This is a genomic window from Micromonospora avicenniae (genome assembly GCF_900156065.1).
In the GTDB taxonomy this organism is placed as follows: domain Bacteria; phylum Actinomycetota; class Actinomycetes; order Mycobacteriales; family Micromonosporaceae; genus Micromonospora; species Micromonospora avicenniae.
In genome coordinates, this window is sequence record NZ_FTNF01000010.1 from 211597 (window position 1) to 235139 (window position 23543).

Consider the following 23543-nt stretch of genomic DNA (forward strand, 5'->3'; position numbering starts at 1 on the left):
AACGGCCGGCGTTCTCTGGCTGCCGGGACGGCTGGTCGGCGCCACGGACAGCCGACCGTGGAGCCGGACGCATGCCTGTCAACTGTGGTTGACAGGAGTCATGCTGTCAACGTATGTTGACAGCATGACTCAGGCGACGGAACTCGCGGCGGCCGCCGGCAGCCCCGACCCCCGGGTCGGCCTGCGCGCCGTCCGGGCGCTGCGCCGGCTGCTCGAGCGGCTCGAGGTGGTCCAGGTTGACAACGCCCGCCGACAGGGCTGGTCCTGGCAGGAGATCGCCGACGCGCTCGAGGTCAGCCGGCAGGCGGTCCACAAGAAGCACGCCGGGCGACCGGCGGTCCCCACCTCCTGGGAGGCGTGATGTTCGAACGGTTCACCGACCGCGCCCGCGAAGTCGTCCGTCGGGCACGGGACGAGGCCCGGGCCGAGGGCCAGCGGCCGATCGGGACCGAGCACCTGCTCCTCGCCGTGCTCGCCGACCAGGCGAGCCTCGCCAGCCGGGTGCTCACCGAGACCGGTGTCAGCGCCGACGACCTTCGGGCCCGCATCCACCGGCACGTCGAGACCGGCGGTGTCGGCCTCGGCGACGCCGACGCGGCGGCGCTGCGCGAGATCGGCATCGACCTGGCCGCCATCGTGGCCCGCGTCGAGGAGACGTTCGGCCCCGACGCGCTGCGCGAGGCGACACCCGAACCGCGCCGTCGCTGGGGGCGGCGCCGCTACACCGGCGGCCCGTTCTCACCCCGGTCGAAGAAAGTCCTGGAACTGTCGCTGCGCGAGGCCATCCGGCTGCGGCACAAGCACATCGGCACCGAGCACATCCTGCTCGGTCTGCTCCGCGAAGGTCACGGTCTGGCGGCACTGGTGCTCACCGAGGCCGGCGCCGACCTCGACGACCTGCGCCGTCGGGTGGAGCAGGCGCTGCGTACGGCCGCCTGAGCGGTGCACTTCGGCAGGGCGCCGCACGGACACCTGCCGTGGTGCGGCCGGGCCGGACCTGCATTGCGCAGCGGCCGGACCCTCGCGCCGCTCCACACCGCTGGCCGCTCGGCGTGCGCCTCCCGTAAACCTGTCTGTGGCGGTTGTGACCCTGCCGCCCGCCACGGCTCGCTGAACGACGCCGGGTGCTGCACACTGACGCCGTGACTGGTGGACGGGGTGCGCGGACGGCGTGCGACGACGGCGGGCTGCGGTCCGCCGTCGTGGTCAACCCGGTGAAGGTGGCCGATCCGGACCGGCTGCGGCGTACGGTGAACGACGCCCTCGCCGCCGCCGGCTGGCCCGAGCCGCTGTGGTACGAGACCACCGTCGAGGACCCGGGCCGGGGCCAGACCGAGGCGGCCGTCGAGGCCGGCGTCGAGGTGGTCTTCGCCTGCGGCGGCGACGGCACTGTCATGTCCTGCGTCAGCGGGCTGGTCGGCACCGAAGTGGCGCTGGCCGTCCTGCCCCAGGGCACCGGCAACCTCCTCGCCGCCAACCTCGGCCTCTCCACCGATCTGGCCGCCGGGCTGCAGGTGGCCATCGAACGCGGCCGCCGACTGCTGGACGTGGGAGAGGTCGACGGGCACTACTTCACCGTCATGGCCGGCATGGGCTTCGACGCGCAGATGCTCGCCGCCACCAGCGAGGCGACCAAGGCGCGGATCGGCTGGCCCGCGTACGTGGTGGGGGCCGCCCGGCACCTGCGCGACCGTCCGATGCGGGTGTCGATCCGGGTCGACGACCGGCCGCCGGTGCGCCGCCGGGCCCGCTCGGTGCTGGTCGCCAACGTCGGGCGGTTGCAGGGCGGCATCCGGCTGCTCACCGAGGCCGAACCGGACGACGGCTGGCTGGACGTCGCCGTGCTCACCCCGCGCACCCTGGGGCACTGGCTCTCCCTCGGCTGGGCGGTGATCCGCGGCCGCGGCCGGGTGCCGAGGATGGAGGTGTTCCGCGGCCGGCGGGTGATCGTCACCGCCAGCCGCGCCCAGCCCCGGGAACTCGACGGTGACCTCATCGCCCCCGGCCGCCGGCTGCGCGCGGTGATCCGGCCGAAGTCGCTCTGGTTGTGCGTGCCGCAACCCGAGCGGGCGCGCGACCTCGCCGTCGACGCCGAGCGCGCCGCCGAGCGCGGTGAGGAACTGGTCGAGGAGGCGCGCCGTGAGTAGCACCCGGATGGTGCCGGAGACCCGCCTCATGACCGACGAGGAGCTCTCCGCCGACGACGCCTGGCACACCCTGCGCCGGCAGGGCGGCTGGCACCTGCTGCGGGACGCGTTCATCCGGTTCCGCTACGGCGACGGCTTCAGCCACTCCCGCGCGTTCGCGCTCCAGCTCTGCCTCGCCGTGGTGCCGTTCATGATCGCGTTGACCGGCCTGATCAGCGAACTCGGTGTGGAGGAGGGCGGCCAGGTGGTCGCCGACACCGTACTGGCGGTAACCCCGGGGGCGAGTGAGCCGGTCGTGGCCGAGCTGCTCGGCGAGGGGGAGAGCACCGAGCGCGCCGGTGAGCTGGCCCTCACCCTCGGCCTGCTCACCGGCCTGGTGGCGCTCACCACCACCATGGCCCAGATCGAGCGCGGCGCCAATCGCATCTACGGCGTCGAGCGGGACCGGCCCGCCCTCTGGAAGTACCTGCGGGCCGCCGTCCTCGCGGTCACCGCCGGCGTGCCGGCGCTGACCGGGTTCCTGATCCTCGTCGGCGGCGGAGCGATGGGGGACTCCGTCCAACGCCACTACGCGTGGGGCAGGTGGGTCCACGGCGTCTGGGACGTGGTCCGCTGGCCGCTCAGCCTGGCGCTGACCGTGCTCGCGGTGGCGGTGCTCTTCCGGCACGCGCCCCGGCGGCGCCAACCCGGCCTGTCCTGGCTGTTCTTCGGCGCCGGCATCGCGACGGTGCTCTGGTGGCTGACCAGCCTGCTGCTGGCCGCGTACGTCGGCTTCAGCGACGCGTTCGGCCAGACGTACGGCGCGTTGACGGGGATGATGGCGCTGCTGATCTGGGCCAACCTCACCGGCATGGCACTCTTCGGCGGGCTCGCGTTCACCGCCCAGCTCGAGGCGTTGCGGATCGGCGTGCGCGAGCCGGCCCAGCCGGATCTGTGGGAGCCGGAGAAGGAACGCGCGGCGGACCCGGGCGAGATGACCGTCACCTGACGCGCCCTGACCGACCGGCAGCGCCGCGCCCGACCGCCGGACCTCCTGTGTACGCGCCGAGCGAATCGGGTAAAGCCGCCTCGCCAGGGTGATCGAGGGAGGTGCGGGGTGACCGCGGTCAGGGAGGTACTGCGGCGACCGATCGGGCATTTCGCCGAGCGGAGCGTCGCCGGGCTGGCGACGATCGCCGGGGCCGGTGCCGCGTTCGGCCTGCTGCTCATGCTGGTCCGGTTCCGGTGGAGTCCGCTGTACACCGCCGACCGGGCGGTCGCCGAGTGGTTCAACGACCTGGTGGCCTCGCACGGCCCCGTCGTGACAGTGCTCCAGGCGGCCACCGACCTCGGTGGACGGCCCGTCCTGATCTGGCTCGTCACCATCGCCGTGGTCGGGTTGCTCATCCGCCGCCAGCCCCGGCTGGCCGTCTACCTGATCGTCACCGGCGTCGGCGGCCTGATCCTCGACCCGTCGCTGAAGACGCTTGTCGGCCGGCTCCGGCCGATCGTCGACGTGCCGGTCGCGAGCGCCCCCGGCAACAGCTTCCCCAGCGGGCACGCCCTGGGGTCGTTCGTGGCGTACGGGGCACTGCTGCTGGTCTTCCTCCCGGCGCTGGCGCCCCGCTGGCGTAGGCCGGCCATCGCCCTGGTCGCCGCGCTGGTGGTCCTCATCGGGCTGACCCGCATAGCGCTGGGCGTGCACTTCGTCTCCGACGTGCTCGCCGGTTGGCTGCTCGGTGCCGCCTGGCTCGGCGTCACCGCGTACGCCTTCCGGCTCTGGCGGCGGGAGCGCGGCCGGCCCGCGCCCCCGCTGGCGGAGGGGCTGGAGCCGGAGGCGGGGCACGACATCGCGCCGGCGCCGGCCGAGGAACACGTACTGGAGCATCCACGCTCCGCCGTGGCCGAACTGCTCGTCGGGTGGGTGCTGGTCTTCGGGGTGCTCTACGGCTTCGGGATGTACGTCAGCTACCACGCCGGCGGGACGTTCCTGGCCACCCTCGACACCGAGGTGCCGCGCTGGTTCGCGCAACGGCACACCCCGGCCCTGACCGAGCTGAGCTGGTGGTGGAGCAAGTTCGGCGACACCCACGCGATCCTGCTCGTCTCGCTGGTGTTCTGCCCGCTGGTGCTCGCGGTGTGGCGGCGGTGGCGGCCCGTGCTCTTCGTGGCGCTGGCCATGTTCGGCGAACTGAGCCTCTTCCTCACCAGCGCCCACGCGGTCGGCCGGCCCCGCCCGCCGGTGGAGAACCTGGACGGGCCGATGCCCACGTCGTCGTTCCCGTCCGGTCACATCGCCGCCACGATCTGCCTGTACACGGCGATCGCCGTGCTGGTCATGGCGCGTACCGACCGCTGGTGGCGGTGGCTGACCGTGGTGCTCGCCGTGGCGATGCCGCTGGGAGTGGCCGCCTCCCGGATCTACCGGGGCATGCACCACCCCACCGACTTCATGGGCGCGATCCTGCTCAGCGCGCTCTGGATCGGCCTGCTCTACTGGGTCGTGCGGCCCAACGCCGACGTGTACGCGGGCAACCGCCCGAGCATCGAGGGAGAAGACGTGCACACCCTTGACGACGAACTGGCCCGGGCCGCCCGGGTGGACTGAGCCGTGCTACGCGTGATGACCTGGAACATCCGTACCGGCGGTCGGGACGCCGACGGTACCGATCGGCGGGACGAGATCGTCGAGCTGATCGACGCGCAGCGCCCCGACGTGCTGCTCCTGCAGGAGCTGCGCGGTTTCGACGACCAGGTGCTCGCCGGGTTCGCCGACCGGCTGGGCCTGCGGCCGCACCGGGCGGGAAGCTGCGTCGGCCAGCCGGTGGCCGTGCTCGTACGCCCACCGCTGCGTACGCTCGCCGCCGGCCCGCTGCGCCGGCCGTTCCACCATGCGGCGGCCCGGGTGGTGCTGGCCACCGAAGCCGGGCCGCTCACCGTGCTCGGTGCCCACCTGAGTCCGTACTCGGGCGGGTGGCGGCGGGTCGAGGTGGACTGGCTGGCGGGCGCCGTCCGGCGGGCGCCGGGCGAGTTGACGCTGGTCGGCGGCGACCTGAACGCGCTCGACCCGGCGACGGATCACAGTGAGCAGCTGAGCCGGCTCCAGCCGAAGTACCGCCGCCGGCACCTGCGCCGCGACAGGCGCACGGTGGACACCCGGGCGGTGGCCGTGCTGCTGGGCGCGGGCCTGGTCGACCTGCAACCCGCGGTCGGTGGGTCGGACGCGGGGCTCACCGTACCGACCTGGCACGGCGGGGCGGAGTTCGTCGGGATGCGACTGGACTACCTGCTCGGTTCCCCGGCGTTCGCCGCTCGGGTGCGGGAGGTGCGGGTGGTGCGGGGTGGCGTCGCGGAACACGCGTCGGATCACTATCCGGTGGTGGCCGACGTGGCGCTGGACCCGGCCTGACCGGTACGCCGGCCGGCATCTCAGGTCGAACGGCCGTCGCCGGCCCGGCGGTCCCCGCAGACGCCGGTGCGCCGGTCAGAGCAGCAGGTTGACCAGGACGGTGAGCACCACCGAGGCGACCACCGAGAAGAGGATCATCAGCAGGCAGCCGAGGCCGCCACCGAGCGGGCGGATCTCCACGTTGCCGATGCGCATCCGGGTTCCTTCGTTCTCGTTCGGTTCACAGCTCGCGCAGCCGCGGCAGCAGCTGCTCCTGGGCCCAGTCGAGGAACATCGGCTGGCGCTCGGCACCCACCTGGACGAGCGCGACGTGGGTGAAGCCGGCCTCGACGAAGGCGCGGAACGCCTCCACGTGCCGGTCGACGTCCGGACCGCAGGTGATCCCCTGCGCCACGTCCTCCTCGCGGACGAACTGGGTGGCAGCGGCGAACGCCCCCGGACCGGGTAGGTCGGGCATCACCCGCCAACCCAGCCCGAACCAGCGGAACTGGTCGTGCGCGATCTTGCGGCACTCGGCCTCGTCCGGGCCGTAGCAGATCGCCAGCTGGCCGTAGCGGTTGCGGCCACCACCGCCCGCGTCCTCGTACAGCGCGATGATCTGCGGATCGGGCTCGGTGGCGATGACGCCGTCGCCGTACTCGGCGGCGAGGCTGGCCGACTGCGGACCGGAGGCGGCGACCGCCATCGGCACCGGGGTGTCCGGGCGGTCCCAGACGTACGCGTCGGGCACGTCGAAGTGGTTGCCGGAGAAGGTCAGCGTCTCGCCGTTGAGCAGCGGGCGGATGATCTGCAGCGCCTCCTCGAACATCTCGTGCCGCTGCTGCACGTGCGGCCAGCCGCCGACCACGTGTTCGTTGAGGTTCTCGCCCGCGCCGAGGCCGAGGGTGAACCGGCCGTCGGAGAGCAGGCCGACGGTGCTGGCCTTCTGCGCCACCACGGCGGGGTGGTAGCGGCGGATCGGGCAGGTCACGAACGACATCAGGTCGACCCGGTCGGTGGCGTGCGCGACCGCGCCCAGCACCGACCAGGCGTACGGGGAGTGGCCCTGCGAGTCCAGCCAGGGGTAGTAGTGGTCGGAGACGACCACATGGTCGAACCCGGCCGCCTCGGCCCGTACCGCATGGTCGACCAGTTCCTTCGGCCCGGCCTGTTCGCACAACAGGGTGTAACCCACGCTGACCATGTGGCGTCTCCTTCCCCACCGGCTGATCTTCGGCGAATACCCCGTCGGGGCGCGGTCAACCCTCAGGTCCGGTTCAGGGCGGTTTGTCGAGGAGCCGGGTCAGTGGGCGCCGTTCAGGTTCACGATGACCACGCCCGCGATGATCAACGCGATGCCGGCGAGCTTCACCGCACCGACCGGCTCACCGAGGAAGACCGCGCCGATCGCCACGATCGTCGCGGTCCCCAGCCCGGACCAGAGGGCGTACGCGACGCCGACCGGGATCTGCTTCACCGCCTGCGACAGCAGCACGAACGCCAGCCCGTAGCCGCCGAGACAGGCCAGCGTCGGCCAGAGCCGGGTGAACCCCGCGGTGGCCTTGAGCAAGCTGGTGGCCATCACCTCGGCCGCGATCGCGATGCCCAGCAGGACGTACGCCATGTCGTACCCCCCCGGTCACTCGTCGTTCGATGAGCTCTGCGCACCGGCCAACCGGGCGGCACGCATGGCCAGGTACCGCTGCTCGGGCAGGCTGTTCGTCCGGGCCGCCGCCGCCCGGTAGTCGGCCACCGCGCGGTCGCGGTCACCGGCCATCTCGTACAGGTGGGCGCGGGCGGCGTGCACCCGATGGTGCCCGGCCAGCCGGGGTTCGTCCGCGAGTTCGGCGAGGGCGGCCAGTCCGGCGTGCGGCCCGTGCACCATGGCGGTGGCCACGGCGCGGTTGAGCGCCACCACCGGGCTGCCGGACTGTCTCTCGAGGACCTCGTAGAGAGCGAGGATCTGTGGCCAGTCGGTCTGCTCGGCCGAGGGCGCCTCGTCGTGCAGCGCCGCGATGGCGGCCTGGAGCTGGTAAGGCCCGACGGGGCCGCGGGGCAGCGCGTGGGTGACAAGCGCGACGCCCTCCGCGACGGCCGACGTGTCCCACCGGCTGCGGTCCTGCTCCGCCAGGGAGATCAGTTCGCCGGACGGGCCGGTACGGGCCGGGCTACGCGCCTCGGTGAGCAGCATCAGCGCCAGCAGCCCGGTCGTCTCGCTGTCGTCGGGCAGCTGCTCGTGCAGCGTCCGGGTCAGCCGGATCGCCTCCACCGACAGGTCCACCCGGCGCAGGTCGGGCCCGGCGCTGCTGGTGTGTCCCTCGGTGAAGATCAGATAGAGGACGTGCCGGACGGCGGCCAGCCGGTCACCACGGTCGGCCTCGTCGGGCATCCGGAACGACAGCCCGGAGGAGCGGATCCGCTGCTTGGCACGGCTGATGCGCTGCGCCATCGTGGCCTCGGGCACCAGGAAGGCGTGCGCGATCTCGGCGGTGCTCAGGCCACCGACCGCGCGCAGGGTCAGCGCGATGGCCGAGGCGGGGGAGAGCGCCGGGTGGCAGCAGAGGAAGAGCAGGATCAGGGTGTCGTCCCGCTCCCCGAAGAGCTGTTCGTCCGCCGCCGGGGCGGCCCGCCGGTCGTCCGGCTCCCGCCGCGCCACCAGATCCTCACGGTTGCGCCGGGCGGCCTCCGCGCGAACCAGTTCGATCATCCGGCGGTACGCGACCTGGATCAGCCACCCACGTGGGTTCGCCGGCATCCCCTCCTCCGGCCACTGTGTCGCCGCGGCCAGCAGCGCCTCCTGGACGGCGTCCTCGGCGGTGGCGAAGTCGCCGAAACGCCGGGCGAGCACGCCGAGGACCTGCGGCGCCAGCTCGCGCAGCAGGTCCTCGGTGCGTCGGTCGGTGGTGGCCAGCCGTCACAGCTCCTGCGGCGGGGCGGACATCACCGGGTGCACCTCGATCGGCATGTTCAGCGGGCGGCCACCCGGACCGGGGGCGGTGGAGATGTGCGCGGCGATCTGCACGGCCCGCTCCGGGGTCGCACAGTCGACGATCCACCAGCCGGCGAGGAACTCCTTCGTCTCCGGGAAGGGGCCCTCGGTCACCACCGGCACGCCACCCTCACCGGCCCGGACGATCCGAGCCTGCTCCGGGCCGCCGAGCCCTTCCCCCTGGACCCATTCGCCGTCCGCGGTGAGCTTGGCGTTGACGTCGCCCATGAAGGCGATGTGCGCCCGGATCTCCTCCGGCGTCCACGTCCCGATCGGGGGGAACTCGGTCCCGGCGGCACTGAACTGCATCAGCAACATGTACTTCACGGTCGGCTCCTCACGCCTGCGCACCTCATTCTCGGTGCTCTCACCCTCAGGTAGAAGCAGCGGCCCGCCGTCTCGACATGCCCGGCCGAAAATCTTCGAACAAAATCAGCCGGCCGCGGTGACCTCCAGCAACAGGGCCTGCTCGGGGTGCAGGGCCGGCAGTTGCAGGCCCACGTTGCCGAGCGCGGCCCCGGTCAGCGTCACCCCGTCCGGCAGCCAGCCCGGCTCGGCCCGCTGCACCGTCGCCGGCGCCGGTACCCCCTGCGCCGGTCGCACCGTGTACCGGCGCCGCTGGTCCAGGCCGGGCAGCCGGACCGCGCCCGGTACCTGGGCCACGGAGGTGGCCAGCCGGCTGACCGCGTACACCGCCTGGGAACCGTCGTGGGCCACCACGCCGTGCGCCCAGACGGCCGGGTCGGGGTGGTCCACCCGGACCGTACGGCCGGTGTGCAGCAGCGGGCGCAGCCGCTTGTGCAGCGCCACCCAGGCGGCCAGTTCCCTCCGCTGCACCGGGCTGATCGAGGCGATGTCCCACTCGATGCCGTGGTGGCCGAAGAGCGCCGTGGTGGCCCGGAAGCCGAGATCGTGCACCCGGTTGGTGGTGTGCGAACGCTCCGGGCCGATGTGGCTGCCGATCAGCTCCGGCGGGAGCAGCAGCCCGGTCCAGCGCTGGATGGCGAGCCGCTCCAGGGCGTCGTTGCAGTCACTCGCCCAGACCCGGTCGGTGCGGGCGAGGATCTCCAGGTCGACCCGGGCGCCACCGGAGGAGCAACTCTCGATCTCCACGTTCCGGTGGCGGCGGCGCAGCTCGTCGAGGAGGCGGTAGACCGCCTCGGTCTGCGCGTGCACACCGGGCCGGCCCTGGTGGCCCGCCTCGGTGAGGTCCCGGTTGTGGTCCCACTTCAGGTAGCTGATCCCTGGATGCTCGGTCAGCAGCGCGTCCAGCCGGTCCAGCAGATACGCGTACGCCCCGGGCTGGGCCAGGTCGAGCACCTGCTGGTTGCGCCACGACAGGGGCAGCCGCCCCGGGGCGGCGAGCACCCACTCGGGGTGGGCGCGGAACAGGTCCGAGTCCGGATTGACCATCTCCGGCTCGACCCAGAGGCCGAACTGGAGGCCGAGTTTGGTGACGTGGTCGATCAGCGGGTGCAGGCCGTCGGGCCAGACACCCTCGTCGACGTACCAGTCGCCGAGCCCGGCGGTGTCCGCCCGCCGGCCCCGGAACCAGCCGTCGTCCAGCACGAACCGTTCGACGCCGACCTCGGCCGCCTGGTCCGCGAGCGCGCGCAGGCGGGCCAGGTCGTGGTCGAAGTAGACCGCCTCCCAGACGTTGAGGGTGACCGGTCGCGGCGCACGGGGATGCTGCGGCCGGGCCCGCAGGTGGGTGTGCAGGGTGTCGCTGAGCCCGTCCAGCCCCGCGTCGGACCAGACCGCGTAGAGCAGGGGAGTGGCGTACGAGTCACCGGGGCCGAGCACCACCTCGCCCGGGGCGAGCAGCTCGCCGCCGCCGAGGGTCGCCGTGCCGGTGGGGCTCCGCTCGGCGAAGGTCACGTGGTCGCCGCTCCACGCCGTGTGCACCGCCCACACCTCGCCGGTGCCGAAGCCGAATCCGGCCGTGCCGGCGACCAGGAGCAACGTCGCGTCGTGGCCGGTACGCCCGTGCCGGCCCTCCCGTACCCAGGTGCCCATCGGCCACGGGTGCCGCTGCGGCGACCGTTCCCGGCACCACCGGCCGGTCAGGTCGAGCAGTTCGGTGGCGACCGCGGGTACCGGCAGCACCGGCGTCAGCTCCCGCAGCTCGTACGGGCTCGCCCCGTCGTTGCGCAGCCGGTGGCGCAGCAGCACCAGGCCGGTCGGGTCCAGGGTGAGCTCGATGGTCAGCGACAGGCCGGCTTCGGGGTCGGACGCGTGGACGCCGACCCGCGCGGGAGCGCCCGGGTCCGCCGGGTCGTCCACGTCCAGCCGGTCCAGCTGGAAGGAGGTGGACCAGTCGGCACGGTCGCGATGCCCGGCCAGTGCCGGCCGGCCGCTCCAGCCGGCGCTCGCCTCCGGCAGCAGGGAGAGCACCGTCGGAACGTCGAAGCTGCTGGGCACCACCGGCGGCACCGTGGCGTCGGCGAGCTGGCGCAGTCCGTGGTCGTCGAGGTCGCCGGTGTCGCCGCCCCAGTGGACGACCCGGGGCAGCCCCGGGCCGCGCGCGTCGAGCACCAGGCTGGTCCGCGCGCGGCGCAGGTGGACAACGCTCATCCTTTGCTGGCTCCCAAGGTCAGGCCCCGGACGAAGTGTCGCTGGAGCAGGAAGAAGATCACCAAGGTCGGGATCGCGACCAGCACGCTACCGGCCGAGACCAGGTTGTTGTCGGTGAAGAACTCGCCGCGCAGGTTGTTCAGCGAGCTGGTGACGGGGAACTTGTCCCCGGTGCGCATGAGCACGGTGGCCCAGAAGAACTCGTTGTAGATCCAGGTCACCTCCAGCGTGGCGAGCGCGGCCAGGGCCGGTCGGCACAGTGGCATGGTCACCTGCCAGTACTGCCGCCAGACGCTCGCCCCGTCGACCATCGCCGCTTCGTACAGGTCGCGCGGCAGCGCCTTCATGTAGTTGCTGAGCACGAAGACGCAGAAGCCGCACTGGAAGGCGACGTTGATCAGGATCAGGCCCCAGTAGCTGTCGTACAGCAGCTCCGAGTCGCTCATGAACTCGGGCAGCGGCACCTCGGTGAAGAGCCGGAACAGCGGGATGAGCAGGGCCTGCTGGGGCAGCAGGTTGGCCGCGGTGAAGAGGCCGAGCAGCACCAGGTTGATCTTCCAGCTGAACCGGGCGATGACGAAGGCCACGCAGGAGGCGAGGAAGAGCGTCAGCAGCACCGCCGGGACGGTGATGTAGACCGAGTTGAGGAAGTGCTTGCCGAACTCGGCGGTCTGCCACGCGGTCACGTAGTTGTCGATGGTCCAGCCGCCGAACGAGACGTACCCGTGGGTGGCGGTGTAGTCGTACGACCGCAGCGACGTGAGCACGGCCCAGAGGATCGGGAACAGCCAGCCGACCGCCACCGCGATGAGGAAGATGTGCAGCACCACCCGCTGCGGGGTGGGCCGGCGCCGTCGCGGCTGCGCGTCCTCGGCGGCCGGTTGCCGCGTCAGGGTGCTGGTGGTCATCGGTCCTCCCCGCGCATCACGGTGACCAGGTAGACGGTGATGAACACCAGCGACACGACCAGCATGATCGTCGCCAGCGCCGAGCCGAAGCCGATCCGGCTCGCCTCGCCCACCACGTTCTGGGTCACCAGGGCGGAGAGCAGCTCCAGCCCGTTGCGTCCCTTGTTGACGACCCACACCAGGTCGAACGCGCGCAGCGACTCGATCACCGTGACGACGAGCACGATGATGTTGATGGGGCGCAGCACCGGGAAGATCACCCGGAAGAACGCCTTCGGCTCCGAGGCGCCGTCGACGGACGCGGCCTCGCGCAGCGACGGGTCGACGCCCTTCAGCCCGGCCAGGTAGAGCAGCATGATGTAGCCGACGTGCCGCCAGCCGGAGGCGAGCATGACCGCCCAGATGTTCACCCCCGGGTCGCCGTACCAGTCGACGTCGGTGCCGAGCACCGCGTTGAGCAGGCCCTGGTCGCGGGAGTAGATGAGCTGCCAGACGAAGCCGATCAGCGCCAGCGAGAGCACCACCGGCAGGTAGAGCGCCGTCTGGTAGAAGCGGCCGCCGCGCAGCTCCTTGTCGAGCAGTACGGCCAGGAACATGCCGAACGGCGTTGCCACCAGGAAGAGCGCCGCGAGCCAGAGCAGGTTGTGCTGAACCGCGGGCACGAACGGTGGGTAGATGGTGAAGACGTCGCGGTAGTTGCGCCCGCCGACGAAGTCGATGTCGGCCAGCGGGCCGATGCCGTCCCAGTCGGTGCCCGAGAGCACCACGGTGGCCAGCGCGGGCAGCCATACCAGGGCGGTGACCAGCAGCAGTGGGACCGACACCATCAGCGTGATCACCACGCGATCGGTGCGGGACAGGAGCCGCAGCCGCCGGCCGCGACCACCACTCGTGGTGGTCGCGGCCGGCGGTTCCACGGCGCGATCCGCTTGGATCAGGGGCAGGTCGGACATGATGTCCTCCCCCTCTCGCCGTCAGCTCGTGAAGATCGACTTCTTCTGGTTCTCGATGCTGGTCAGCAGCCCGCCGACGTCCTTCGGGTCCTTGATGAACTGCTGGAGTGCCGGGATGATCACCGTGGACGCGAAGTCCGGCCGGGTGTCCCGGTCGAGGAACTGGGCGATCTCGGTGGCCGAGCCCACCAGCTCGGCCGCCTTCTTCTGCAGGGCGCTGTAGCCGCTGGTGTCCGCGCCGGTGTTGGCGACGAGGGTGCCGGGGTCGGTCTGCACGGAGATGTTGGCCGCGTCCACGCCGCCGATGTACTCCAGCAGCTTCTTGGCGTTGGCCTCGGACTTCGGCTTGCGCGCCATCATGTAGCCGTCGATCGGGGCGTCCAGCGCCTTGGCGCCGATCACCGAATCGATCTCCGGGAAGGTGAAGAAGTCGATGTCGGCCTGCTCGTCGGCGTTGAACTGCTGCGCCACGAAGAGGCCGAGCAGGTACATGCCGCTCTTCTTCTGCTGCAGCGACTGGGCGGCCTCCTGCCAGGTGCGGCCCAGCGCGTCCGGCTGGTGCAGCGGCAGCAACCCGGCCCAGGTGTCGAAGACCTTCTTCACCTTGTCGGAGGTCCACGCCTCCTTACCGGCCATCAGGTCGACGTGGAACTGGTAGCCGTTGATCCGCAGGTTCAGGATGTCGAACGTGCCCATCGCCGGCCAGCCGTCCTTGTCGGCGAAGGCGATCGGGATGAGGCCGTCCTTCTTCATCTGGTTGGCCAGCGCGGTGAACTCGTCCAGGTTCTTGGGCACCTGGTAGCCGTACTGCTGCCAGACCGACTTGCGGTAGAAGACCGCCCACGGGTAGTACGAGAACGGCACGAAGTACTGCTTGCCGTCGTCGCCGGTCGAGGCCTTCTTGAAGGCGTCGGAGAAGCCGGAGAGCTTGCCCCAGACGTCGGAGACGTCACCGGCCAGTCCCCGCTCGGCGAAGAACCGCATCCGGTAGCCGGCGAACCAGGTGAACACGTCGTCCGGCTTGCCCTGCAGGTAGTTGTTGATGTTCTCCTGGAACGTGTTGTGGTCGACGGTGTTGATCGCGACCTCGATGCCCGAGGACGTCTTGAAGGCGCCCGACACCTTGGCGAGCACGTCCTTCGGCGTCGGGTCGGACGCGTTCGAGCCCATCGACACCGTCTTGGATCCGGACCCGCCGGAGTCGGAGTCGCCGCAACCGGCGAGCAGTCCCGTGCCGAGCAGGCCGCCCGCGCCGGCCGCACCGGCCAGCAGCGTACGGCGGTTGAGCCCGGCGACGGAGGGCGGTACGAGTCTGGCCAGATACTCGGCCTGGGTACGGGGACGGGACATGGTTCCTCCTGCGGATGAAGAGGTGCGCTGTGCCCAGATTCGGGGGTGGGGTGGGTGCTCGTGATCGCACACTGGATCCACCGTTAATCCACATTGCTAAACACGAACTCCCAGTGGCGCCTCAAGCTACCCGTCCCGACGTCGGTGTCAAGAGGGCCGGAATGGATCGATGGCCTAGTCGTGACTGGGCTGTTATGAGGTAAACGTTGGAAACCTTTCTATGTTGGAATCTGTTGACTTGAGGGATCGATAGGGGCACGCTCTGCTGCCATGCGGCAATGGCAGGGCGATCGGATCCTCTACGGCGGCGACTACAACCCGGAGCAGTGGCCGGAGGAGACCTGGGCCGAGGACGTCCAGCTCATGCGCCGGGCCGGGGTCAACCTGGTCTCGGTCGGGATCTTCTCCTGGGCCCTGCTCGAACCGTCACCCGGCCGGTACGAGTTCGGCTGGCTGGACCGGGTGCTCGATCTGCTGCACTCCGGTGGTGTCGACGTCGACCTGGCCACCGCCACCGCGAGCCCGCCTCCGTGGCTGGCGCGGAACCATCCGGAGACGCTGCCTCGCCGGGCCGACGGCACGATCCTCTGGCCCGGCGGGCGGCAGGCGTACTGCCCGAGCTCGCCGATCTTCCGGGAGCGGTCGCTCGCACTGGTGGAGGCGATCGCCACCCGGTACGCCGAGCATCCGGCAGTGGTCATGTGGCACGTGTCCAACGAGCTCGGCTGCCACAACGTGCACTGCTACTGCGACGTCAGCGCCGAGGCGTTCCGGGGCTGGCTGCGCGAGCGCTACGGCGACCTGGAGCGGCTCAACGCCGCCTGGGGCACCGCCTTCTGGAGCCAGCGGTACGGCGACTGGGCCGAGATCAATCCGCCGCGCAGCGCGCCGACCTTCGCCAATCCCACCCAGCAACTGGACTTCCTGCGGTTCTCCTCCGACGAGCAGCGCGCACAACTGCGCGCCGAGCGCGAGGTGCTGCGCGGGCTGGTCCACCAGCCCGTGACGACGAACTTCATGATCGGTACGGGTATCAAGTACCTCGACTACCACTCGTGGGCCGGCGATGTGGACCTCGTCGCCAACGACCACTACCTGACCGCCGCAGACCCGCGGGCGCACGTCGGGCTGGCGTTCTCCGCCGACCACACCCGCGGCGTCGCCGGGGGCGAACCCTGGCTACTCATGGAGCACTCCACCAGCGCGGTCAACTGGCAACCGCGCAACGTCGCCAAGACCCCCGGCCAGCTGCGCCGCAACAGCCTGGCGCACGTGGCCCGGGGCGCCGACGGGGTGCTCTTCTTCCAGTGGCGGGCGTCCCGGGCGGGCGCGGAGAAGTTCCACTCGGCGCTGGTGCCGCACGCCGGACCGGAAACCAAGGTCTTCCGTGAGGTCTGCCGGCTCGGCGCCGACCTCGAGGCGCTGGCCGAGATCCGGGGCAGCCGGGTCGACGCCCAGGTGGCGATCCTCTTCGACTACGAAGCGTGGTGGGGCGTCGAACTCGACTCACACCCCAGCGCCGACGTCACGTACCTGGACCGGATCACCGCACTCTACGACTCGCTCTGGCGCACCGGGATCACGGTCGACGTCGTGCACCCCTCGGCCGACCTGGACCGTTACCGGCTGGTCCTGGTGCCCACGCTCTACCTGACCCGGGACGCCGACACCGCCGCGCTGCGCCGGTTCGTCGAGTCCGGCGGCACCGCGCTGATCACCTACTTCAGCGGCATCGTCGACGAGAACGACCACATCCGGCTGGGCGGCTACCCGGGCGCGTTCCGCGAGCTGCTCGGTGTGCGGACCGAGGAGTTCTTCCCGCTCCGCGAGGGGGACCAGGTCCGGCTCGACGACGGGGCCACGGCCGACGTGTGGACGGAGTGGCTGCACCCGGAGGGCGCCGAGGTGCTCGCCTCGTACGCCGACGGGCCGCTGCCCGGCGTGGCCGCGGTGACCCGGCACGCGGTGGGCGCGGGCGCCGCCTGGTACCTCGGCACCCGGTTGGCGCAGCCGGCCACCGACCGGCTGGTCGCCCGCCTGGTGGCCGAGTCCGGCGTCCGGCCGGCCGCCGCGGTGCCGGCCGGCGTGGAGGTGGTCCGCCGCCGCGCCGGCGAGCGCAGCTGGCTGTTCGTCGTCAATCACACCGAGGACGCGGCAAGGGTCGCCGCCGCCGGCGTCGACCTGCTGACCGGCGAACGCTGCGACGGCGAGCTGCTGGTGCCCGCAGGCGAGGTCGCGGTGGTCCGCGAGGACTCCGCGCCGACGGCCTGACCCGCCGGCAACGACGGGTCGAAGGAGGTCGAACGGATGCTCGCCCAGCAACGGCAGAGTGCCATCCTCGATTTGATCCGGCAGCACGGCGGCGTCCGGGTCAGCCACCTGGTGAGCCGGTTCGGCGTGTCGGACATGACCATCCGGCGGGACCTGGAGGTGCTGGCCGAACGCGGCCTGGTGGACAAGGTGCACGGCGGCGCGACGCTGGCCGGCCCGGGCTCCGCCGAAGAGCCGGGGTTCGCGGCGAAGTCGATCCGTCAGCAGGCCGAGAAACGGGCCATCGCCCGGCGGGCCGCCTCGCTCGTGGAGCCCGGCATGGCCGTCGCGCTCTCCGCCGGTACGACCACCGCCGCGCTGGCCCGGCTGCTCTCCGAGGTACGCGGCCTCACCGTGGTGACCAACTCGATCCCGGTGGCCGACGCGCTGTACCAGGATCCCCGGGCCGACCAGACGGTCGTGCTGACCGGTGGTATCCGTACGCCCTCGGACGCGCTCACCGGCCCGGTGGCCGAGTCGGCGATCGGCTCGCTCAACGTCGACCTGCTCTTCCTCGGCGTGCACGGGATGAGCCAGCGCACCGGCTTCACCACGCCGAACCTGCTCGAGGCGGGCGTCAACCGGTGCCTCGTCGGCTCGGCCCGCCGGCTGGTGGTGCTCGCCGACCACACCAAGTGGGAGACGATCGGGATCGCCACCATCGCGCCGCTGGAGTCCGCCGACATCCTGATCACCGACGCCGGGCTGCCCTCCGAGGGGCGGACGCTCATCGGTGAGCAGGTCGGTGAGCTGATCCTCGTCGAGCCGACGTAGCACCGGCACGACGAGCGGACGTTCCGCCGGCCGCACCGACCGTCGGCTGCCGTGCCGTCGAGCGCGGACAGCCGACGGCCCGACCCCTCACTCCAGGTGGAACCGTTCGTCGACGGCGAGGCCCGCCAGTTGCCGAACGGAGAACGGCAGCGTGACGAGCCCCGGCTCGTTCGCGTCGAGCGTCCGCCCCCGGGCGACGAAGACCACCACGCCGTCCGGATGCCGGTAGGCCGCCCACTGGTCGAACCGGTCGTCCACGTTAGGCCGGGCCACCACACCCACCTGCGCCGTTCCGACGGTCACCAGCTGGCACTCGCCCTGCATGCCCCAGAACCCGCGGGCGAGCGCGCACGGCTCGCTCGGCAGCTGATTGCCCGCGGTGTGGGTCTCGACGAGCAGCCAGCCGGTCCGATCGCCCTGGGCGAGGGCCGCCGACGACATGTAACTCCAGACGTCGACACCGTCCACCCGCTCCTCGAACTGCGCCTGGTGGCTTCGTACCGGCATCGCGTCCGCCGGCCGGCCCGGCGCATCCTCGGGTGCGGTGTAACCGGTGGGTACGACGGAGACGATCTCACCGAGCAGCCGGACACCCTGGTCGTACCTCGAACCGGCCTGCGCGGTCCGGTCTTCCTGCGGGTGGCCGTCCGGTCCGGTCGGCCACGGCGTCGCGGAATCCTTCGACGTGCGCGGCACGGCCGACGCGGGGTCGGCCGGCTTCGTCGGTGGCGTGGCCGGCGCTGGGCCCGCAGGGCCGGAGTAGTTGCCGCCCGGGGTGTTCGCGGTGGCGACGCCGGCGAGGGCCAACACCGCCGCGGCGGATCCGGCGCAGGCCCAGACGGTACGGCGGCGTGCGCGGGCCCGCCGGGCGACGCCGAGCATGCCGGCGGTACTCAGTGGTGGTGGTGGGTGGCTGGCCGCCATCTCGCCGCGTAGCGCCGCACGCAGCTCGTCCCCGTTCATCGGGCCTCCTACTGGATCTCGTTGTGGCTGACGGGGAGGAGGTCGCGGAGCGTGTCGAGGCCTCGGGCGGCCTGGCTCTTCACCGTCCCGGGTGAGCAGCCCAGCAGCGCGGCGGACTCCTCGACCGACAGGTCCTCCCAGTACCGGAGAACCAGTACGGCGCGTTGGCGCGGCGGCACGGCGGCCAACGCCTGGAGCATCACCAACCGGTTCTCCGGCGAGTGCGGCGGCGTCGGCCGATCGGTGTCCGCGCCGCCCACCTGCTCTCGCCGCCACCAGCCGCGCCGTCGCTCGTCGAGGAACGTGCGGACCAGGATCTGGCGCACGTAGGAGTCCAGCACCTCGTGCCGCGCAACCCGGTTCCAGACCAGGTAGAGCTTCGTGAACGCCGTCTGCACCAGGTCCTCCGCCCGGTGCCAGTCGCCACAGAGCAGGTAGGCGGTGGCACGCATCGCGTCCGACCGCGCCGCGAAGTACTCCGCGAACGCGGCGTCGCGATCAGCCATGAGAAACCTCCGTCCCCACGATTCGAGTTAGTCACGCGGAGTCTGCCTCGGCGGGTTGCACCGGGAGCGCAACTTCGCCGGGACCCGTGCGTCAGGACCAACGAGCGGCGGCCGCCGGCCGTGACTCGCGGCCGATGCCCACCCACCGGCCGACCCGTCTGTCGTCACCCGTACCGGCGCGCTTCACAGGGACCTCACAGGGCTGCTGGATAGGGTGCGATCGAGCAACGTCCGGCTCCACGGTGGAGCCCTCCGCGGTCGCACGGGAGTTCCGATGGTCTTCAAGAAGATGATGAGCGCGTTCGGTGTGGGCGGCCCCAGCGTCGACACGGTGCTGACCAACCCGAACACCCGCCCCGGTCTGAGCCTCGACGGGCAGGTCAACCTGCTCGGCGGCGACACGCCGGCGAAGATCGAGCAGGTGGTGCTCGGGCTGGTCACCCGGGTCGAGATCGAGGGGCACGACACCGAGTACGCGGGCACTGTGGAGTTCCACCGCATGGTGGTCAGCGGCCCGCTGGAGCTGGCCCCGAAGCAGCAGCTGGCCATCCCGTTCCAGCTGCCGGTGCCGTGGGAGACGCCGATCACCGACGTCTACGGCCAGCGGCTGCGTGGCATGACGATGGGTCTGCGTACCGAGCTGGCGGTGGCCCGCGCGGTGGACAAGAGCGACCTGGACCAGGTGGCGGTGCACCCGCTGCCGGTGCACGAGCGGATCCTCGACGCGTTCCAGCGCCTCGGCTTCCAGTTCAAGAACGCCGACCTTGAACGGGGTCAGATCTACGGCGTGCAGCAGACGCTGCCGTTCTACCAGGAGATCGAGTTCTTCGCGGCACCGCAGTACGCGCAAACGGTCCGTGAGGTCGAGCTGACCTTCGTGACCAACCAGTACGGCGTCGACGTGGTGCTGGAGTGCGACAAGCGGGGCGGCTTCCTCAGCTCCGGCCACGACAGCTACGGCCGCTACCAGGTCGCGCACGCCGACGCCGACCGGCTCGACTGGACGCAGGTCGTCGACGGCTGGCTACGCGAGACGACCTCGCGCTACGGCAGCATGCACGCCGGCGGCTTCGGGCACACCCCGGCGTACGGCGGCCACCAGGGGCACCACGGACACGGGCGTGGCCCGGGGGTGGGCGGGATGCTCGCCGCCGGTGCGCTCGGCGTCGCCGGCGGCCTGGTCGCCGGGGAGCTGATCGAGGACGCCTTCGAGGGCGACCTCGGTGAGGACCTCGGCTTCGACGAGTAGCTGGGTTCGCGTACGATGGCGGCCTCCGGGAGTTCCCGGAGGCCGCCGTCCGTACGAGGCGTCAGCGTCGGCCGGTACGCCGCTCGCTGAGCGACCGCTTCGGCGACCCGGCCTTCGAGAGACCTCGGCTCACCAGGTAACCGGCGGTCAGTGCGGCGATGATCCACCACGACTGAACCGGGTTGTTGAGGTTCAACCCGTTGGTGTCCGAACCGCCCCAGAACGCGGCGATCACCACGCCCGCCATCACTACGGCGTAGATCCAGAATTCCGTCGTGAGAAACGCCTGCTTGGTCTCGGTGCCGGTCTGCGGCATCTGCTCCCGATGCCCGTCACTGATCACCGGCATCGGACGGGTCGGCGTCTCCTGCATGGCCTGACGGTCCTGCATGGCCTGACGGTTCTGGACGTCGGCGGCCGGTCGGTTCATCGGCCTGGTGGATGCAGCCTGGGTGCTCATCTTGTCCTCCTCAGGATGCGATGAGTCGTGCGCTCCTCCGCCCCGCTACCGCGTTTCGGCCACGGCACGGTTTCGGGTCTCGTGGCGGGGACGCTCACCGACTACCCGAGGCTCAGGGGGAGGTAACACCCGGTGCGGGGCCGGAAATCGGCGGTAACCGACGTACCACGCCGGTGGCGCCCGCCCGGGCGCCGCCACCGGCGTGGTACGTCAGCGCAGGCCGTTGCGGATCGCGACGCCGACCAGCAGGGCGGGGTCGTCGGTGATGATGCCGTCCACACCGAGTTCGATCACGCGCTGCATGACCGCCGCGTCGTCGACTGTGTAGGGGACCACCTTCAGCCCGTACCGGCTCTGCAGGGTCCGCACATCCGGTCCGTGGAAGTACGCCGGGTTCTCGCGCAGGTACCAGTCGGCCGCGGCGACGGTGCCCTGCGCCGGGTCGTGCACCTGCCAGTTGGCCGACACGGTGCCGGCGCCGGCGGCCCGGGTCAGCTTCCCGAGGTCCTGGTACTTCCACCAGTCCAGCCCGGCCGTCCACGGGCTCTGCACGGACCGGTCGCCGTAGACCGCCTGCAACGAGCACTCGTCGGCGAGGCTGGCGCACTCGGCCGGGCCGTACTGCCAGACCAGTGCGACGGTCTCGATGCGCTTGTTCAGCTGGCGGGCGTAGGTGATGGTTCGCCAGTCGAAGGACTGGATCGTGACGCGGTCGGTGAAGCCGACCCGCTCGATCGCCGTCACCAGCTTGCGGGTGAAACTGCGGTACGGCTCGGTGTCGTCGACCAGCGGGCTGATCTTGGTTTCGATGTTCATCCGGATGTCGGTCCGGCCGCTGCTCTTCACCAGCGCGAAGACCTCGTCGAGCGTGGGGATCCGGGCGCCCGGGGCGGGCACCTGCTCGGGTAGCTCGGGCAGCGTCCTGGTGCCGCAGTCGATCGTTCTGATCTGCGCGAGGGTCAGCTCGTGCACCAGCTTGCCGACGTACGGGAACTGCGGGTCACCCGGGCGGGCCGGGGCGGTGTCGACGCAGTGCGAGCCATTGATGGCGCGATCGTGCAGCACGACGAGCGCGCCGTCGGCGGTGACACCCGTGTCGAGTTCCAGTGTCGAGATGGCCTTGTTCCCCAGCGCGTTGCTGAACGCGGGCAGGGTGTTCTCCGGTAGTTCGGCCCGGCCGCCGCGGTGCGCCTGGATGTCGAAGGGCGAGGCGTACGCCTTCGGCAGCCGGTAGCCGCGCTGCGCGAGCAGGCCGCGCAGCCGGTCCGGGTAGTCGGTGATGAGGCCGTCCACTCCGTCGTCGATGAGCTTCGCCATGGTCGGCACGTCGTCCACCGTCCACGGGATCACCTTGATGCCGTAGCGGTGGGCCCGCGCCACCAGCTCCTTGGTGACGTACGGCTGGTAGCCGGGGTCGGTGACCATGCCGTTCTGCGGGAAGCCGTGCACGGGCGAGAACGCGGCCGCGCCGAAGCTGCGGATGGCCTTGATCGGGTCGCCGCCGAAGTCGTCGATGTCGAGGCCACCCAGCCACGGCGACGCACCCGGCTGGCCGGTCTGGAGGAAGTCGTAGTTGGTGAGGGCCACCAGCGGCAGCCGCGGTTCGACCTGGCGCATCCGCATCAGCGCGCCCCAGTCGAAGCTCTGGATCGTCACCTGCTCGAGCAGGCCGGCGCGGCGGATCTCGGCCGCGGTGACCTGCACGAACTGTTCGCGAGGCGCGGTCTCGGTCGGCGCGCCGGCCTCCACCTTGGTCTCCACGTTGAGCTTCACGTCGTCGGCGTCGTACCGCTTGACCAGGTCGAAGACCTCGCGCAGCAGCGGCATCCGCGCGCCCGGCACGGCGAGCTGACCCGGCTTGTCCGCAAGCGTCTTCGAGCCGCAGTCGAGGGTGCGTACCTGGGCCAGGGTGAGCGTGTTGACGTACTTCCCGACGTACGGGTACTCCGGATCACCCGGCGTCACCGGCGTCGTGTCGACGCACTTCGCGTCGCTGATCTTCCGGTCGTGGGTCACCACGGCCTGCCCGTCCTCGGTGATCTGCACGTCCAGTTCGAGGGTGCCGACCCCGAGCTGGAGGGCGTTGCCGAACGAGGCGAGCGTGTTCTCCACCCGCAGCCCGAGGCCGCCGCGGTGCGCCTGCAGGTCGAACGTCCGGTCCGGACGCGGCTTCGCCCCGGCGGGCGCCGCGAGCCCGGATGTCACGGTCGCCGCCGCAAGGGCCGCGACCGCGATACGTCGTACTGTGCGCACGCTGTCACTCCTCCTCCGGCAGGCCCCTCCCGCCGGTCGGGGGTCAGCATGGGCAGTGGGGGCGGCGTGGAGGCGCACAGCGGGAAACGCGCGGGTTAACCGGTGGGGACGGTGTATGTCCACCTCGTCGATGAGTGGGTGATTCGCGGGCCGTCCGTCGTTGTTCGACGGGGGATCCCCGGCCCGGGCGTGGTGTTTGACGTCCCCGGCGGCGGGCACGCAGCGAGACCGACGTTTCTGCGAGGTGGTTTGACGTGCGTGAGGACGACATGCGGCAGGAGGCGGCCCGGCGGGCCGAGGAACGCATCGCCGGCGGGATCTACGGCAAGGGTGCCGTCGACGAGGTGACGGTGCCGCGCACGGACGTGCAGCGGGCGATTCAGGATGTCGATCCGGACGACCCGGCACACGAGCGGATCGACCCGACCGTGCTCCGCGACGGCGGCCCTGTCGGCGGGCAGGGAGCGGTCACCACGACCGGCGGCACCGCCGGCCCGGCCAGCGTACGGCGGGTGGCGCGGCAGCCGGAGCAACACCGCGGCAAGGTGGCGCCGACCACCACCGGGGACGCCACCACCGGTGGCATGAGCACCCCGGCCGGCGGCTCCACAAGTGACCAGTCCAGCAGCGCCAGCCAGGTGGGTAACTTCACCACCGAGACGGACCCGTCCCGGTGATCATGAGGTTGGCGGGCTGCCGGAGATGGAAGTCCACGTCAACCTCATGATCAACCGGTGGGT

General features: G+C 71.4%; 22 protein-coding genes. 10 read left to right on the forward strand and 12 right to left on the reverse strand.

Features of this window, described 5'->3' with window-relative positions; all coding sequences use genetic code 11:
• The first annotated feature begins 124 nt into the window (after positions 1–124).
• The 6 genes from BXA10_RS17480 (at position 125) to BXA10_RS17505 (ending at position 5535) form a co-directional block, all read left to right on the forward strand.
• Positions 125–361, forward strand: a complete 237-nt coding sequence (locus BXA10_RS17480; protein WP_076471445.1) for an HTH domain-containing protein — start codon at positions 125–127, stop codon at positions 359–361.
• A complete protein-coding gene (locus BXA10_RS17485) occupies positions 361–939 on the forward strand; it encodes a Clp protease N-terminal domain-containing protein (RefSeq protein WP_076471446.1) in 579 nt (192 codons plus the stop codon). The genes BXA10_RS17480 and BXA10_RS17485 overlap by 1 nt, the downstream gene beginning before the upstream one ends.
• Positions 940–1142: 203 nt before the next feature.
• Positions 1143–2147 (forward strand): diacylglycerol/lipid kinase family protein, encoded by a 1005-nt coding sequence (locus BXA10_RS17490; protein WP_076471498.1) that lies wholly within the window; start codon positions 1143–1145, stop codon positions 2145–2147.
• Positions 2140–3135 carry a YihY/virulence factor BrkB family protein gene (locus tag BXA10_RS17495; protein WP_076471447.1) on the forward strand — a complete coding sequence of 332 codons (996 nt, stop codon included), beginning with the start codon at positions 2140–2142 and terminating at the stop codon, positions 3133–3135. The genes BXA10_RS17490 and BXA10_RS17495 overlap by 8 nt, the downstream gene beginning before the upstream one ends.
• 108 nt (positions 3136–3243) lie before the next feature.
• Positions 3244–4734 carry a phosphatase PAP2 family protein gene (locus BXA10_RS17500; protein WP_076471448.1) on the forward strand — a complete coding sequence of 497 codons (1491 nt, stop codon included), beginning with the start codon at positions 3244–3246 and terminating at the stop codon, positions 4732–4734.
• Positions 4735–4737: 3 nt separating this feature from the next.
• Positions 4738–5535 (forward strand): endonuclease/exonuclease/phosphatase family protein, encoded by a 798-nt coding sequence (locus BXA10_RS17505; RefSeq protein ID WP_076471449.1) that lies wholly within the window; start codon positions 4738–4740, stop codon positions 5533–5535.
• 220 nt (positions 5536–5755) lie between these two features.
• On the opposite strand, the gene BXA10_RS17510 is transcribed toward BXA10_RS17505, so the two are convergent.
• From BXA10_RS17510 to BXA10_RS17545, 8 genes are all read right to left on the reverse strand, one after another.
• Positions 5756–6718: a TIGR03557 family F420-dependent LLM class oxidoreductase gene (locus BXA10_RS17510; protein WP_076471450.1), complete on the reverse strand. Its 963-nt coding sequence runs from the start codon at positions 6716–6718 to the stop codon at positions 5756–5758.
• 99 nt (positions 6719–6817) lie between these two features.
• On the reverse strand, positions 6818–7138 hold the full coding sequence (locus BXA10_RS17515; protein ID WP_076471451.1) for a DMT family transporter: 321 nt from the start codon (positions 7136–7138) through the stop codon (positions 6818–6820).
• Between the two features lie 15 nt (positions 7139–7153).
• Complete coding sequence (locus tag BXA10_RS17520; protein WP_076471452.1) at positions 7154–8425, reverse strand: RNA polymerase sigma factor; 1272 nt, start codon at positions 8423–8425, stop codon at positions 7154–7156.
• 3 nt (positions 8426–8428) lie between these two features.
• Positions 8429–8821 carry a YciI family protein gene (locus tag BXA10_RS17525; RefSeq protein WP_245828296.1) on the reverse strand — a complete coding sequence of 131 codons (393 nt, stop codon included), beginning with the start codon at positions 8819–8821 and terminating at the stop codon, positions 8429–8431.
• A 114-nt stretch (positions 8822–8935) separates the two neighbouring features.
• Positions 8936–11077 carry an alpha-galactosidase gene (locus tag BXA10_RS17530; protein WP_076471454.1) on the reverse strand — a complete coding sequence of 714 codons (2142 nt, stop codon included), beginning with the start codon at positions 11075–11077 and terminating at the stop codon, positions 8936–8938.
• Positions 11074–11985 carry a carbohydrate ABC transporter permease gene (locus tag BXA10_RS17535; protein ID WP_076471455.1) on the reverse strand — a complete coding sequence of 304 codons (912 nt, stop codon included), beginning with the start codon at positions 11983–11985 and terminating at the stop codon, positions 11074–11076. The genes BXA10_RS17530 and BXA10_RS17535 overlap by 4 nt, the downstream gene beginning before the upstream one ends.
• Positions 11982–12938 carry a carbohydrate ABC transporter permease gene (locus BXA10_RS17540; protein ID WP_076471456.1) on the reverse strand — a complete coding sequence of 319 codons (957 nt, stop codon included), beginning with the start codon at positions 12936–12938 and terminating at the stop codon, positions 11982–11984. The genes BXA10_RS17535 and BXA10_RS17540 overlap by 4 nt, the downstream gene beginning before the upstream one ends.
• A gap of 21 nt (positions 12939–12959) precedes the next feature.
• Positions 12960–14288, reverse strand: coding sequence for an ABC transporter substrate-binding protein (locus tag BXA10_RS17545; RefSeq protein WP_076471457.1), 1329 nt, complete (start codon positions 14286–14288; stop codon positions 12960–12962).
• 270 nt (positions 14289–14558) lie between these two features.
• On the opposite strand from BXA10_RS17545, the gene BXA10_RS17550 reads away from it, so the two are divergent.
• Together BXA10_RS17550 and BXA10_RS17555 are read left to right on the forward strand one after the other, a co-directional pair.
• Positions 14559–16559, forward strand: a complete 2001-nt coding sequence (locus BXA10_RS17550) for a beta-galactosidase (RefSeq protein ID WP_076471458.1) — start codon at positions 14559–14561, stop codon at positions 16557–16559.
• Between the two features lie 36 nt (positions 16560–16595).
• Positions 16596–17372 (forward strand): DeoR/GlpR family DNA-binding transcription regulator, encoded by a 777-nt coding sequence (locus BXA10_RS17555; protein ID WP_076471459.1) that lies wholly within the window; start codon positions 16596–16598, stop codon positions 17370–17372.
• 87 nt (positions 17373–17459) lie between these two features.
• Here BXA10_RS17555 and BXA10_RS17560 read toward each other — a convergent pair whose 3' ends face one another.
• Both BXA10_RS17560 and BXA10_RS17565 read right to left on the reverse strand, forming a co-directional pair.
• Positions 17460–18335 carry a hypothetical protein gene (locus BXA10_RS17560; protein WP_076471460.1) on the reverse strand — a complete coding sequence of 292 codons (876 nt, stop codon included), beginning with the start codon at positions 18333–18335 and terminating at the stop codon, positions 17460–17462.
• 8 nt (positions 18336–18343) lie between these two features.
• Positions 18344–18841, reverse strand: coding sequence for a SigE family RNA polymerase sigma factor (locus BXA10_RS17565; protein ID WP_076471461.1), 498 nt, complete (start codon positions 18839–18841; stop codon positions 18344–18346).
• Between the two features lie 274 nt (positions 18842–19115).
• Here BXA10_RS17565 and BXA10_RS17570 point away from each other — a divergent pair, with 274 nt between their 5' ends.
• Positions 19116–20090, forward strand: coding sequence for a sporulation protein (locus BXA10_RS17570; RefSeq protein WP_076471462.1), 975 nt, complete (start codon positions 19116–19118; stop codon positions 20088–20090).
• A 61-nt stretch (positions 20091–20151) separates the two neighbouring features.
• Here BXA10_RS17570 and BXA10_RS17575 read toward each other — a convergent pair whose 3' ends face one another.
• Both BXA10_RS17575 and BXA10_RS32190 read right to left on the reverse strand, forming a co-directional pair.
• Positions 20152–20550, reverse strand: a complete 399-nt coding sequence (locus BXA10_RS17575) for a hypothetical protein (protein WP_076471463.1) — start codon at positions 20548–20550, stop codon at positions 20152–20154.
• Positions 20551–20760: 210 nt separating this feature from the next.
• Positions 20761–22803 carry a glycerophosphodiester phosphodiesterase family protein gene (locus BXA10_RS32190; RefSeq protein WP_084752900.1) on the reverse strand — a complete coding sequence of 681 codons (2043 nt, stop codon included), beginning with the start codon at positions 22801–22803 and terminating at the stop codon, positions 20761–20763.
• A 254-nt stretch (positions 22804–23057) separates the two neighbouring features.
• Between BXA10_RS32190 and BXA10_RS17595 the strand changes: the two genes are divergently transcribed.
• The gene (locus BXA10_RS17595; RefSeq protein WP_076471464.1) at positions 23058–23480 is read left to right on the forward strand and encodes a hypothetical protein; all 423 of its coding nucleotides are present in this window, start codon (positions 23058–23060) and stop codon (positions 23478–23480) included.
• Positions 23481–23543: the final 63 nt, after the last annotated feature.